The sequence below is a fragment of the Actinomycetota bacterium genome (genome assembly GCA_030682655.1).
Lineage (GTDB): Bacteria > Actinomycetota > Coriobacteriia > Anaerosomatales > JAUXNU01 > JAUXNU01.
In genome coordinates this window covers 1-13,751 of sequence record JAUXNU010000032.1, presented here as the reverse complement: position 1 = coordinate 13,751, position 13,751 = coordinate 1, and the positions used below count along the sequence as shown (strand labels likewise).

Annotated in this window: 12 protein-coding genes; all 12 read left to right on the top strand. The window is 63.3% G+C overall.

Features of this window, described 5'->3' with window-relative positions; genetic code table 11:
- Positions 1–4: 4 nt before the first annotated feature.
- On the top strand, positions 5–547 hold the full coding sequence (locus tag Q8K99_01765) for a hypothetical protein (protein ID MDP2181282.1): 543 nt from the start codon (positions 5–7) through the stop codon (positions 545–547).
- Between the two features lie 52 nt (positions 548–599).
- A complete protein-coding gene (locus Q8K99_01760) occupies positions 600–1,316 on the top strand; it encodes a tetratricopeptide repeat protein (protein MDP2181281.1) in 717 nt (238 codons plus the stop codon).
- 17 nt (positions 1,317–1,333) lie between these two features.
- Positions 1,334–2,845: a 6-bladed beta-propeller gene (locus Q8K99_01755; GenBank protein ID MDP2181280.1), complete on the top strand. Its 1,512-nt coding sequence runs from the start codon at positions 1,334–1,336 to the stop codon at positions 2,843–2,845.
- Entirely contained in the window at positions 2,838–3,431 is a 594-nt protein-coding gene (locus Q8K99_01750; protein MDP2181279.1) for a GerMN domain-containing protein, read from the top strand. Before Q8K99_01755 ends, Q8K99_01750 begins: the two co-directional genes overlap by 8 nt.
- Positions 3,432–3,625: 194 nt before the next feature.
- Entirely contained in the window at positions 3,626–4,120 is a 495-nt protein-coding gene (gene leuD, locus Q8K99_01745; GenBank protein ID MDP2181278.1) for a 3-isopropylmalate dehydratase small subunit, read from the top strand.
- Entirely contained in the window at positions 4,117–5,229 is a 1,113-nt protein-coding gene (gene leuB, locus Q8K99_01740; protein ID MDP2181277.1) for a 3-isopropylmalate dehydrogenase, read from the top strand. The genes leuD and leuB overlap by 4 nt, the downstream gene beginning before the upstream one ends.
- Positions 5,230–5,337: 108 nt before the next feature.
- Positions 5,338–7,944 (top strand): PAS domain S-box protein, encoded by a 2,607-nt coding sequence (locus Q8K99_01735; protein MDP2181276.1) that lies wholly within the window; start codon positions 5,338–5,340, stop codon positions 7,942–7,944.
- Between the two features lie 107 nt (positions 7,945–8,051).
- Positions 8,052–8,966: a branched-chain amino acid transaminase gene (locus tag Q8K99_01730; protein MDP2181275.1), complete on the top strand. Its 915-nt coding sequence runs from the start codon at positions 8,052–8,054 to the stop codon at positions 8,964–8,966.
- A gap of 36 nt (positions 8,967–9,002) precedes the next feature.
- Positions 9,003–10,586: a citramalate synthase gene (cimA, locus tag Q8K99_01725; protein MDP2181274.1), complete on the top strand. Its 1,584-nt coding sequence runs from the start codon at positions 9,003–9,005 to the stop codon at positions 10,584–10,586.
- A gap of 41 nt (positions 10,587–10,627) precedes the next feature.
- On the top strand, positions 10,628–11,377 hold the full coding sequence (locus Q8K99_01720; protein MDP2181273.1) for a fumarylacetoacetate hydrolase family protein: 750 nt from the start codon (positions 10,628–10,630) through the stop codon (positions 11,375–11,377).
- Between the two features lie 163 nt (positions 11,378–11,540).
- Positions 11,541–11,849, top strand: coding sequence for a YerC/YecD family TrpR-related protein (locus Q8K99_01715; protein MDP2181272.1), 309 nt, complete (start codon positions 11,541–11,543; stop codon positions 11,847–11,849).
- Positions 11,850–11,853: 4 nt separating this feature from the next.
- The coding region (gene dnaE / locus Q8K99_01710) for a DNA polymerase III subunit alpha (protein ID MDP2181271.1) at positions 11,854–13,751 on the top strand (1,898 nt) is incomplete at its 3' end.

Sequence of the window (13,751 nt, the reverse complement as noted above, 5' to 3'; positions counted from 1 at the left end):
CGTGATGAGGAACCGTCCATCGATAGCAGCGCTTGTCCTTGTCGGCCTCCTTGCGGGAGTCGCTCTGTCGACGACTGCATGTCGCAGCGACTCGCGACAGACCACCGTGCTCGAGCAGACCCCCTCGACCGAAGACACATCGACGATCACTCCGATCGAGCGCGGTGAGATCCGGCGCGATGCACTGCGCGCTACGCAGGCCGGTATCGATGTCTGGCTGAGAGACGACATCGACGGCATGCGCGAGTATTTCGCCGACGACCAGTACGACTACTTCAAGAAGCAAGACGACTCGTATCGCACCGACGGCAAGAAGCGGGTGCGCGCACACGAGGACGCGAGTATGGACGTCATGGAGATGACTCCTGACGGGCGCGAGGTAAGCATCAAGTACCGGTTCATCGACCGCTCGTACTTCCAGGCGGCCGACGGCTCCAGACTCTCCGAGCCCACGGGTAAGGACACAGAGATGACGATCGGCGCGGTGGAGTTCGAAGGGAAATGGCTCCTCGTCCGCATCATTGCCGGCAGCGACGTGCTGCAGTAGGTGACGGCGACCCCTTCGGGGGGCGCACGACGTTCGTGAAAGGTGATAGTTGATGTCGATATCAACCTCAAAGGTCCTTCGTATCGTCAACATCGTGCTGATCGTTGGCATCGTCCTTGGGCTGGGCGGGGTGGCGTACCGGGTTCTAACCACCGATCCCTCAACGCCCACGACCGAGCTCGAGCGTGCGCTGCTCACCGCCGAGGAGGCCGTGAAAGCCAATCCTGAGGACCCGACCGCGCGCATCAAGCTTGCGGCTGCGTACCTCGAAAGAGGCAATCTCACCGGTGCTTTCGAGCAGGCGGACATCGCCGTGCGGCTCGACCCCGAAGACCCCACCGGCTACTACATGAAGGGTCTGGCCGAAGCAGATCTCGGACGTACATCCGACGCGATCAAGTCCCTGTCGAAGGCCGTTGAGACCGAAGGCCAGCTCGCCGGGTTCTACCAGGATGCCTGGTTAGCGCTGTCACGGGCACATGAGAAGGACGGCAACGACGAGAAGGCTCTCTTCTCGATGACCAAGGCGGTGAACAACGGACCCGAGAACGTCGTGCTCCTCAACGAGCGCGGCCAGCTCTACGAACGCATGGAGGATTGGCAGAACGCGATGGACGACTACGCTTCCGCGCTCGAGTACGTGCCGAACTACGAACCGGCACTCGCGTCCTTCAACCGTCTGAAGAAGGATCATCCCGACGTATTCAAGAAGCTCCAGGAGCTCTATGGCATCGAGGACACCTCGACGCCCGCTCCTGGCGACAAGTAGCCGAGGAGGTTACGTCAGTGGCACGCACTTCAACGGGTTCCATGGTCAAGAGCGTGATTGTCACGCTCGTTCTGCTCCTCCTCTTCGGCGCAGTGGCGGCGTTCTACTACACGTTGTCGAAGCCGGCACAGGTGCGCGGTGAGGGCGAGCAAGACCGCAACTTCCTCTTCTCGATCTACGGTTTCGAGGGCGATCTTCTTCGCAGGCCGAGCTCTGTGGCCGTTGCGCCCAACGGCAACATCTACGTTGCCGACACCGGCAAGAAGCGCATCGTGGTCTTTGACGCCGAGGGCAACTTTGTCACCACATACGGAAACGTCGGCGAAGGTGAGACCGACATCTGGGAGCCCCTGGGTGTCGCTGTAGCGCCTGACGGGCGTTCGTACGTCGTCGAGAAGTCCAAGAAGAAGATCGTGTTGTTCGACGCCCAGAACCAGCCGATCAAAGCGGTAACGCTCGAGGAGTACCCCTTGTCGGCACGCGTCGCGAACGACCAGCTGTTCGTGACCACCGAGTCCGGCGTGCTCATCGCTGATCTGGACGGCAATCTCGAGACCGGCTACATCAAGCGCGGCAAGCAGCCGGGCGAGTTCGATCGCCCGGGGGCGGTCGCTGTAGGCGAGGACGGTACCCTCTACGTTGCCGATTCGCTGAACTACCGCATTCAGGCTATCGGTACCGATGGCCAGCCCATCTGGCAGTACGGCCAGCCCCTTCCAGAAGGTGCGACTCAGAACATGACCCAGGACAGTGGCCAGATATTCGGCCTGCCTGCGAGCATAACGATCGACGAGAACGGCTATCTGTACGTCGTTGACGGGCTGAACAGTGAGCTCGTCATCCTGGAGGCGGAGACCGGCGAGCGTATCGAGAAGATCGGCGATGTCGGTCACGACGATGGCAAGTTCTACTATCCCGACGGCATCGACTACGGCGACGGCAGGCTCGTTATCGCCGACAAGTACAACGACCGCGTCGAGGTCTTCTCTGTACCGACGTCGCTTGGCGGCAACGCGTGGGCCCCGCTGGTGCCGTGGCTCGGGCTGCTGCTCCTCGTGCCGCTGCCCTTCCTCTTCCTCCTGCGCCGCAAGCCGCGCTACATCCTGTCCCCGGCGTTCTTCACCCGTCTGTCTGCCGATGAGGCCGATGGCACAACGCTTGCCAAGGCAATCGGCGCGGCTCTTGCCGCGGAGCCTTTCGTCGTCGGCCTTGCGAAGGATTCTGAGAATCGTGGGCTCGAACTGAAACCCAAGAAGGTGGCCGAGGACCGGACGGCGACGGTTGCCGAGCGCTTCGGCCTGGCTGTGCCAGAGGCGGAAGCGCTGGTCCTTGCGACGGACACTCGCGGCAAGCGCGTGCTTCTCGCCAATGACGAGGCGCTAATGGCCGCCGGCCGCGAGCTTGGTCTTGTGACGTTGTCCTACGACGAGATGATCGAAAGCCTTCGCGAGGACGACAAGGCTGCCAGTGAGACCCCGACAGCCGACGACTCGGGTTTCGACGACGGGTCTGGTGATTCGGATGTCTAGGCGCTTCGCGATCGGCCTGGCGGCCCTCGTGAGCGCTGCCCTGTTGCTGCTGTCTGCAGGGTGCAACTCCGGTTCGCCGGGCATTCCCGATCCGAAGGACCTGCCGACGGAGACCACGAGCACGGCCGTGTTCTTCTCCACCGGACGCTCGCTCGTCTCTGAGCCGGTGCGCGTGGATGCGACGAATGCCATCGAGGAGACCGTGAGAGAGATGCTCAAGTCCGCTCCTACGGTCAATCGTGACATCGCGATCGTGCAGACGACCGCAGAACTTCTGTCGTTCTCGATGGACGAATCCACGGGCGTGGTGACTCTCGACTGGGCAGGCGACGTTCTCGCATTCGACGCTGAACCGGCCGAGAAGAGACTGGCCTACGCAGCCATTCTTATGACCCTAGGACAGTTCCCCGAAGTCGAAATGGTGCGGTTCACGGTCGAGGGCAAGGACACTGGTGTCATCGATGGCCGCGACATCCAGGTTTTCTGGGTGGATGTCAGCCTCATGGACCAGCCGTGGGACGCTCTGCGCCCACCGGAGCCCGTTGGGGAATCGAGTACAGAGACCGGCACTGCCGGCTCCGATTAGACTCCGTACGGCGCCGCAAGGCGTCGTACGTCTTTCGGCGCCCGACACGCAGTCCCGTTCTTCGGTCCTCGGCCGGAAGAACGCGCTGCGGCCTACCCCATTTCTGCTGCTCCTTGTAGTAAAATCATTCCTCAACCTTCGCGGGACGGAGGCTTCGCCGACTCCCGCGTTGCACCGCCGAAGGGAGCGCGACCATGAAGTTCCAGGGTACGGCCCACAAGTACGGCCGCGATGTCGATACGGACGTCATTATTCCGGCCCGCTACCTGAATACCAGCGTGCCCGAGGAGCTGGCCAAGCACTGCATGGAGGATCTCGACGCCGGATTCGTTTCCAAAGTCGAGTTCGGTGACATCCTGGTGGCCGAGGAGAACTTCGGCTGCGGGTCGAGCCGCGAGCACGCACCCATTGCGATCAAGGCGGTCGGCGTAAGCGTCATCATCGCCAAGAGCTTCGCGCGCATCTTCTACCGCAACGCCATCAACACCGGGTTGCCGATCATGGAGGCGCCCGAAGCGGTCGACGGCATCGGCGACGGTGACACCGTCACGGTCGACGCCGACCAGGGCGTGATCGTGAACGAGACCACCGGCGAGACCTTCCGGGCACAGCCCTTCCCGCCGTTCATCAAGGACATCATCGAGAAAGGCGGGCTCATCGAGTCCGTGAAGGAGAAGGTGGGCACGTGACGGGCCCCTTGCGCATATGTCTCATACCCGGTGACGGCATCGGTCCCGAGATCACGGCCGAGGCGGTCAAGGTGCTCGACGTTCTCGGCGCACGTCACGGTGTTGCGTTCGAGTACGAGCGCGCGCTCCTTGGCGGAGTGGCTATAGACGAGACTGGCTCACCGCTGCCTGAGGAGACACTTCGCGTGGCCAAACGCGCCGATGCCGTGCTGCTTGCGGCTATCGGAGGGCCGAAGTGGGACACGACCGACCCGGACAAACCTCGTCCGGAGCAGGGGCTCCTTGGCATGCGCAAGTCACTCGAGCTGTACGCGAACCTACGGCCTGTGAGGATATTCCCGGCTCTGCGCGACGCGAGCAGCCTCAAGCCCGAGTTCCTCGAGGGCGTCGACATGCTCATCGTGCGCGAGTTGACCGGCGGGCTGTACTTTGGCGACCGCGCTCGCGAGCGTGACGTGCCGGGAGCAGCCGTCGGTGGCGGCCCGGGCATGCGGGCGTACGACACGATGGAGTATCGCGAGTTCGAGATCGAGCGCATCGCACGTGTGGCCTTTGAGGCCGCACGGGGTCGCGGGAACCGCGTCCACTCGGTCGACAAGGCCAACGTGCTCGAGAGTTCCAGGCTGTGGCGCGAGGTCGTTCATCGGCTGCACGAAACCGATTTCGCGGACGTGGAGCTTGTCGACCAGCTCGTGGACAATAGCGCGATGCAGCTCATTCGCAATCCCGCGCAGTACGACGTCATGGTCACCGAGAACATGTTCGGCGACATCCTGTCCGATGAGGCCAGCATGCTCGCGGGCTCGCTCGGCATGCTCGCGAGTGCGTCGCTCGGCGACAGCACGGCACTCTACGAACCGAGTCACGGCTCGGCGCCGGATATCGCAGGGCAAGGGGTCGCGAACCCGCTCGCGATGCTGCTGTCCGTCGAGCTCATGCTGCGCTACAGCTTCTTCATGGACGATGCTGCCGACGGGCTGGCTGCCGCAATCGAGAGAGTGCTCGACGACGGGTGGCGCACGCGTGACATCGCGGGCCAGGACATTCCGCCGGACAGGGTGCTCGGCACATCGGCCATGGGAGATGCCGTCTTGGAGCGGCTGGCGTAGTGTAGTCTAGAGGTGTGACAGCACCTTTGGTGCGGCACCCGGGTTTCGCGTATCCCGAGCCACGCGCACCGCAGCGGAAGCCAAGAGCAAGACGACTGGGAGATGGCAATGGCTGAGCGGAGGCAAGGCGAAGGTCTCGTACTGCCATCCCTGATCGTCGCCGGACTCGTCGCGCTTGCCCTCGTGGGCACCACAGTCTACCGGAGTGAGGAGCGCAAGCTGTATGAAGAGGCCGAGGCGCAGCTGACGAGCATCGCTGATCTCAAGGTCTCCCGTCTCAGGGAGTGGAGGGCCAACAGAGTAGCCGAGTTCGAGGTCTTGCACGACAACCCGGCGTTCGCTTCGGTCCTGGCGGCGGCGCTCGAGGATGAGCGGGACGCGGTCGCGCAGGCCGAACTCGATGCGTGGCTTGGGGCGCTCGGGCGAAATCCGAACTACGTGCGCTTCTACGTGACGGATTCGGACGGCGGGCTGAGGAGGTCTGAGGGCGAGACCTGGGAGGTATCCTCCGGGCACGTGGAGGGGACCGTGGACGAGTTCCCCTCCGACCGCGTGACGTTCGTGGACATCCACAAGGATGCCGGGGGCAAGCCTCACATGGCCCTGATCGTGCCGGTCAACGGTCCGGATTCGGAAGACAAGGTGGTCGGCACTGTCGTGGCGATCATAGACCCCCAGGTGTTTCTCTATCCCTTCCTAGAGTCTTGGCCGCTTCCGAGTTCCACCAACCAGACAATCATCGCTCGCCGTGAGGGCGATTACGCGCTTGTCCTGAATGACTGCACTCGGACGGGGCTCGCTGCCCTGGAGGACCGTATCCCTATCGACGAGGATGTGCCGGTGGCCCGGGCCGTCCTTGGGGAAGAGGGATTCGCGGAGGCCGTCGGTCACAGCGGGGACTCTGTCGTGGCCGTCATGCAGCAGGTGCCCGACTCGCCGTGGTCTCTCGTCGCGAGTGTCGATCGCGATGAGGCATACGCGGGACTCAGTAGCCGACTCTCTCTGTTCCTGGCCTTGTTCGCGTCCACCGCGACGATCGTCGCGGTGGACGCCGCTCTCATCTGGCGCCACCGGCGCGTGCGGTTCTACCGGGATCTGTACGAGTCGGAGCGCGAGACGGCGTGGCTTCGTGATGTTATCGAACAGAGCGCGAACGAGATCTGTACTTTCGATGCCGAGACGCTTCGGTTCCTCTTCGCCAACAAGGGGGCGCTTCTGAACCTCGGTTACGACACCGGTGATCTCTGCGAAATGACTCCCCTGGATGTGATCGTCGAACCCACGCCGGACGTCTTCCGCGAGACGCTTTCGGTCCTGAAGGAGAGCGGTAACGAGTCCGTTGTCGCCGAGATCACCTGTTGCCGAAAGGACGGGACCACCTATCCTGCCGAGGTCATGCTGCAGTTGAGCCGGGCCGGTGACAGGCCCATGTTCCTCGCCATCGGGAGTGACGTCACCGAGCGAAGGAGCGCCGAGAGATCTCTTCGGGAGAGCGAGATGCGGTTCCGGCTCATCGCCGAGAACATGCCCGGTGTGGTGTACGTGTGTGCGAACGATCCTGAGTGGACGATGCACTACCTGAACGAGGAGATCCAAACACTCACCGGCGTGAGACGTGAGGAGTTCCTCGACGGGACGGTCTCATACTCTGAGATCTGCAGTGCCGACGATATCGAGAGAATCCGCGTCGAGATCGCCAGTTCGGTGGACCTGGGAAAGCCCTTCCACCTGAAGTACAGGATCCGCCACGAGGACGGCACTATCCGATGGGTCGAGGAGTTCGGAGAGGCCATCAGTGGTCCGGAGGACGAGACGCGGCTGGAGGGCGTCATCTTTGACATCAGCGAACGCGTCCGCGACGAGATGGAGCTCGGCGTGTATCGAGACGAACTCGAATCCATTGTCGTCTTGCGCACGGCAGAGCTTGCCGCCGCCAACGAAGAGCTCGACGCGGTCAACGAGGAACTGCAGTCCTTGAACGAGCTGCTGCACGGCACCAACGAACAGCTCGAGCAGGCGAGTGCGGCCAAGAGTACCTTCCTCGCGAACATGAGCCACGAACTGCGGACTCCCCTGAATTCGGTGATCGGGTTCTCGGGCGTTCTACTGCAGGGGCTTGCCGGACCGCTTTCCGATGAGCAGCGACAGCAGATCGGCATGATCAACGGCTCAGGCAAGCACCTCCTGTGCCTCATCGACGACATACTGGACCTGTCGAAGGTGGAGGCCGGCAAGGTTGTGCTGAAGCGGGAGCGCATCGACACGGTGGCTATCGCGAGTGAGGTTGCCGAGGCGGTCAGGCCGGAAGCGCAGGACAAAGGTGTCGACGTTCGTTTCCACTCCCTTGTGGGCGAGCACATGATTCTCTCGGACGGCGGCAAGCTCCGGCAGATCCTGCTTAACCTCGCGGGTAACGCCGTGAAGTTCACCGAGGTCGGTGAGGTGTGTCTGGAGGTGGCCGTGCTTCCCACCGGCACAGTGGCGTTCTCTGTCTCGGATACCGGCCCCGGCATACCGGCCGAGATGCAGGAGCGGGTGTTCGAGCCCTTCACGCAGGTGGACTTCCCGGATCGGGCCAAGTTCAAGGGAACCGGTCTGGGGCTCGCCCTTTCGAGGGAGTATGCGCGCATGCTCGGGGGTGAAGTCACGCTCATCAGCGAGGAGGGGGTCGGCTCGAAATTCACGCTGACGCTTCCGCGGGAGTGTTCGAAGTAGCTCGAGATCACCCCGCGCGCTCCCCGGGAGTGGTCGTGACTAGGGCATCGTGCTAGCCTCCGCTACACTGGTTCCTCACAGCGTGAGAGCACGAAAGGGGACGAGAGATGTCTTTGCCCAAGGTGGACAAGATCTGGATGGACGGCACGCTTGTGGACTGGGATGCCGCCCAGGTCCATGTTCTTACCCACGCGCTGCACTACGGCAGCGGCATCTTCGAGGGCATCCGGTGCTACGAGACCGCCGACGGTCCTGCGGTCTTCCGGCTCCTCGACCACATGAAGCGATTCGACCGGTCGGCGCGCATGCTGCTCATGGATCTCGACTACTCTCCCGAGGAGATGGTCGAGGTCGTGAAGGACACGATCCGCGTGAACGGCCTGCGGTCCTGCTACATCCGTCCGCTGGCGTTTCGCGGCTACGGAGTCATGGGACTCGATCCGCTTCCTGCACCGGTGAACGTGACGGTCGCGGCGTGGCCATGGGACACCTACCTCGGTGAGGACGCGGTTCTGCACGGGGTCGCCGTCGGCGTGTCGTCGTGGCGCCAGCGCTCGATCAACGCCAGTCCTCCCGCGATCAAGGCGACCGCGAACTACCTGAACTCCTCGCTCGCCCGCATCGAGGCGAACAAGCATGGATACGCCGAAGCGGTCTTGCTCAACGAAGACGGCAAGGTCTGCGAGGGCACCGGCGAGAACCTCTTCATCATCCGCGACGGTGTGCTGGCGACTCCGCCGATCTCCGATGGCGTGCTCGAAGGCATCACCCGCGACTCCATCATGAGGATCGCGCGCGACAAGGGTATCGAGGTCGTCGAGCGTTCGATGGTCCGCACCGAGCTGTACACCGCCGACGAGATGTTCATGACCGGTTCGGCCGCCGAGGTAGTGCCGGTGAACTCGGTCGATGGCCGCCGGATCGGCGATCCGGGCCCGATCACCAAGGACCTGCAGGAGACGTTCTTCCGCATCGTCCTTGGCAAGGAGCCTGCTTACGAGGCGTGGCTGGACCGCGTCTAGGGATATCTGCCAAGGAGAGAGGTCCCGGGGGATCGAATGGTTACGCTCTACGACACCACGTTGCGTGACGGCACCCAGCGCGAGGGGCTCTCGCTCTCGGTCGAGGACAAGCTGCGCATCTGTGCTCGGCTCGACGACCTGGGCGTGCACTACATCGAGGGCGGCTGGCCGGGAGCCAACCCGAAGGACACGGAGTTCTTCGTGCGTGCCCGCGACCTTAACCTCGCGCAGGCGGTGATTTCGGCGTTCGGTTCCACTCGTCGCAAGGACACCGAAGTCGAAGACGACCCTCAGGTGGGTGCGCTGCTCGACACCGGCGCGAAGGCGCTGTGCATCTTCGGCAAGGCGTGGGACCTGCACGTGACCGAAACGCTGCACGCTACGCTCGAGGAGAACCTCGCGATGGTCGCGGACACGGTGGCCTACCTCAAGGCGCAGGGCCGCACCGTGTTCTTTGACGCCGAGCACTTCTTCGACGGCTACGCGAACAACGCAGGCTACGCGATCGAGGTCTGCCAGGTTGCTGCCAAGGCGGGGGCCGCCGCGATCGTTCTGTGCGACACCAATGGCGGCACCATGCCCCATGAGATCCTGCGAGCGGTGAATGCCGTCAAGCTCGTGGTCGATGCACCGCTCGGTATCCACGCGCACAACGACGCAGGATGCGCCATCGCGAACTCCCTGCTTGCGATCGATGCAGGATGCGAGCACGTCCAGGGCACGATGAACGGCTATGGTGAGCGTGCGGGCAACGCCGACCTCGTGGCGATCATCGCATCGCTTGTGCTCAAGATGGGTGACGACTGCATCGACGCTGAACAGCTGAAGCTGCTCAGCGAGGTCAGCCACTTCGTTGCGGAGACGGCGAATCTCAGTCCGTATCCGCACCAGCCATACGTGGGCGCGAGTGCCTTCGCGCACAAGGGCGGCATCCACGTGAGCGCCGCCGCGCGGTTGCGTACCGCGTACGAACACATCGATCCTACAGCTGTCGGCAACCTCGCACGCGTGGTGGTGAGCGAGATGGCCGGCCGCGCGAGCCTGACCATCAAGGCCAAGGAGATGGGCATCGACTTGACGTCCGACCCCGAGACCGTCGGCCAGGTGCTCGACAGCATCAAGGAGCTCGAGCACGCAGGCTACTCGTTCGAAGCCGCAGACGCGTCGCTGGAGATCATGCTCAAGAAGCGCCTTGGCACGTACAAGTCGTTCTTCAGGCTCGAGTCGTTCCGCTGCCTCATGGAGAAGCGCGAGGACGGCAAGGTCATGACCGAGGCCACCATCAAGATCCACGTCGGCGGGCACCGATACATCGCCACGGCCGAGGGCAACGGTCCCGTCAACGCGCTCGACAAAGCGCTCCGCATCGCCATCGGCGCGTTCTACCCGGACCTCGAACACATCGCGCTCACCGACTTCAAGGTGCGCGTGCTCGATGAGAAGAAGGGCACCGGCGCGGTGACTCGCGTTCTCATCGAGTCTTCCGACCGCGACAAGGGTTGGGGGACAGTCGGCGTTTCCGAGAACATCATCGAGGCCTCCTGGGAGGCACTCGTCGACTCCGTCGACTACGGCCTGTCCCATCCTCGGCAGGAGAACCCCGCCGCTCATGGAACTTAACTCTCAAGGGGAGTTCCAACGAAGCGGTTCGGAGGGGCACGATGAGGGTCGTCCGCGTGATCAGCGACGGTGATTGTCGGTACGGTCTTGCCGACGATGCCAGCGTGACGCTCATCACCGACGAGCCCTTCGCCGCGTGGGAGCCCGAGGGAAACATAGGCCTTTGCACCGCGGAGCTGCTCGCACCGGTCGTGCCGACCAAGATCGTGTGTGTCGGAATCAACTATCGCGGCCACGCCGAGGAGATGGGGCACGCCATCCCTGACGAGCCCGTCATCTTCCTCAAGCCGCCCACGACCTTGAACACTCCGGGTGGAATCATCGAGCTGCCGAAGAACGCGGGACGAGTCGACCACGAGGCCGAGCTCGCCGTTGTGATCGGGCGGCGAACGCATGGTGCCAGTGTTGCGGAGGTGCGCCAGAACATCCTTGGCTACACGTGCGCGAACGACGTGACCGCCCGCGACATCCAGCGCCGCGACGGGCAGTGGACGCGGGCCAAGAGCTTCGACGGCTTCTGCCCGCTCGGTCCCTGGGTCGACACGGACATCGACCCGCGCGACCTGCTCGTCCAGTGCAGGGTCAACGGCGAGGTGCGCCAGTCCGCGCGGACGTCCGACATGATCTGGGACCCGTTCGAGCTGGTTGCCTTCATCAGCAACGTCATGACGCTCGTTCCGGGCGACATCGTTCTCACCGGCACCCCGTCGGGTATCGGTCCGATTCTGTCGGGCGACACCGTTGAGATCGAGATCGAGGGCATCGGCGTGCTGACCAACACCGTCAAGTAGACGTCCAGGGTTGCGCGGGGTTCCGGCGATGCCGCTACGGAGGGTCTGCCGCCTGTCGGAGTGACCGGCCGTTCGGCTATCCGCAGGCCCGATATGTCGCGGGTGCGTGCTAGACTAGACACATCATATTGTGTCTGGGAGAGGATCAGGGACGCACCCCGTCATGGCCGATGACCGTCTGAGAACCGACGAGGTCGAGGAGTTGTGCCGCGCAATTCTCGCGCTGCGCGACACCGATGAGGCGTACGCCCTGCTGCAGGATCTGTGCACGATTCGCGAGATCCACGACATGGCGCAGCGACTTCACGTCGCAAAGATGCTCGCCGCCGGCGGGCACTACGCAAGCATCCAGGAAGTCACGGGTGCGTCCGCGACCACCATCTCCCGCGTCAGCAAGTGCCTCAACTATGGGGCGGACGGCTATACCGCTGTCCTCGCGCGTCTGCGCGAGGATGAGGAGGCGCCGAAGTAGCACGATGACCGGCTTCGTCCACCTGCATACACATTCCGAGTACTCGCTCCTTGACGGCGCGGCTCGCGTCAAGGACCTCGTGGACCGCGCGCGCTCCCTTGAGATGGGCTCGCTTGCCATCACCGACCACGGTGCGATGTACGGCGCCGTCGAGTTCTATAAGGCCGCCAAGGAGGCGGGAATCAAGCCGGTCATCGGCTGTGAGATCTACTTCACACCTGATTCGAGAATGAAGCGCGACGGCAAACCGCGTCTCTACCATTTGCTCCTGCTCGCCAGAAACAACACCGGCTACCGCAATCTCATGGCACTCGTGAGCGACGCCGCAGTCGCCGGTTTCTACTACAAACCCCAGGTGGACCTCGAACTGCTGCAGAAGCACAGCGACGGACTCATCGCCACGAGCGCGTGCATGTCGGGCATCGTGAGCAAGTCGTTCGAGAACGGGCAGGCCGACGATGCGCGGCACTGGGCGGAGACGTACGCGGGCATCTTCGGCGAGGGCAACTTCTACCTCGAGATCCAGAATCAGGGCATCACGTCGGACAACGGCACGACACAGGCGCAGCTGATTGAGGCTATTGCAGGCCTCGGCAGGGAGATGGGCCTGCCGCTCGTGGCCACGAACGACATCCACTACATCCATCCCGAGGATGCGATCGCGCAGGACATGCTGCTTTGCATCGGCACCGGGTCGATGCTCGAGGACACCAAGCGCATGAAGTTCTCGTGCGAGGAGTTCTACATGAAGACCGCCGAGGACATGGAGCAGGTGTTCTCGGCCTATCCCGAAGCGATCTCGAACACGATCGCGATCGCCGATCGTTGCGACGTGGAGCTTGAGTTCGGCAAGGTTCTCCTGCCCGCGTACGAGGTGCCGGTCGAGCACACTCTCGACACCTACCTGCGCGAGCAGTGCATCGAGGGCCTCAGGGCGCGCTTCGGCGATCCTGTGCCGCCGGAGGCTATGGAGCGTCTCGAGCACGAGCTGGCCGTCATCGCCGACAAGGGATTCGCGGCCTACTTCCTGATCGTCCAGGACTTCGTGTCCTGGGCGAAGGCGCACGACATCGGAGTGGGTCCGGGGCGTGGTTCGGCGGCGGGTTCGATCATCGCGTACTCGCTGGGCATCACGAATCTCGACCCGATCGCCAACGGGCTGCTGTTCGAGCGATTCCTCAACCCGGAGCGCACCGAGATGCCCGACATCGACATCGACTTCGATGACGAGCGCCGTGGCGAGGTCATCGAGTACGTCCGAGAGAAATACGGCCAGGACCGCGTGGCCCAGATCATCACGTTCAACACGATGAAGGCGCGGGCGGCCGTGCGCGACGCGGGCCGTGTCCTTGGCTATCCGTATGGTGTGCCGGACCGCATCTCCAAGATGATCCTCGACGAGCTCGGGGCGACGATCGACATGTCGCTCAAGCAGAACCCGGACCTGAAGGAGGACTACAAGTCCAATCCCGATACGTCGCGCATCGTGGACGCGGCCAAGGCGCTCGAAGGCATCGTCCGAGGTGAGGGTGTGCATGCAGCCGGTGTCGTGATCTGCCGCGACCCGCTCTTCTACTACACTCCGGTCAAGCGCGACACCAAGTGCGATGCCGTCGTCACGCAGTACGAGGGCAACACCATCGCCGATCTCGGCCTGCTCAAGATGGACTTCCTCGGCCTGCGTACCCTTACGGTCATCGCAAAGGCGATCAGCAACATCGAGAAGAACCACGGCGTGCGTATCGACCCCGAGCAGATCCCGCTCGACGACCCGGAGTTGTTCGCGCTGATGCAGCGCGGCGATACGAGCGGCGTGTTCCAGATCGAGTCGCCGGGCATGAGGCAGCTCCTCAAGCGTATGAAGCCGGAGACGTTCGCCGACGTCATCGCGATTCTCGCGCT

Bases quoted from the DNA above. Each gene is read 5' to 3' on its own strand.
- Q8K99_01765 (MDP2181282.1), top strand. From the start codon at position 5: ATGAGGAACCGTCCATCGATAGCAGCGCTTGTCCTTGTCGGCCTCCTT.
- Q8K99_01760 (MDP2181281.1), top strand. From the start codon at position 600: ATGTCGATATCAACCTCAAAGGTCCTTCGTATCGTCAACATCGTGCTG.
- Q8K99_01750 (MDP2181279.1), top strand. From the start codon at position 2,838: ATGTCTAGGCGCTTCGCGATCGGCCTGGCGGCCCTCGTGAGCGCTGCC.
- leuD (MDP2181278.1), top strand. From the start codon at position 3,626: ATGAAGTTCCAGGGTACGGCCCACAAGTACGGCCGCGATGTCGATACG.
- Q8K99_01735 (MDP2181276.1), top strand. From the start codon at position 5,338: ATGGCTGAGCGGAGGCAAGGCGAAGGTCTCGTACTGCCATCCCTGATC.
- Q8K99_01730 (MDP2181275.1), top strand. From the start codon at position 8,052: ATGTCTTTGCCCAAGGTGGACAAGATCTGGATGGACGGCACGCTTGTG.
- cimA (MDP2181274.1), top strand. From the start codon at position 9,003: ATGGTTACGCTCTACGACACCACGTTGCGTGACGGCACCCAGCGCGAG.
- Q8K99_01720 (MDP2181273.1), top strand. From the start codon at position 10,628: ATGAGGGTCGTCCGCGTGATCAGCGACGGTGATTGTCGGTACGGTCTT.
- Q8K99_01715 (MDP2181272.1), top strand. From the start codon at position 11,541: ATGGCCGATGACCGTCTGAGAACCGACGAGGTCGAGGAGTTGTGCCGC.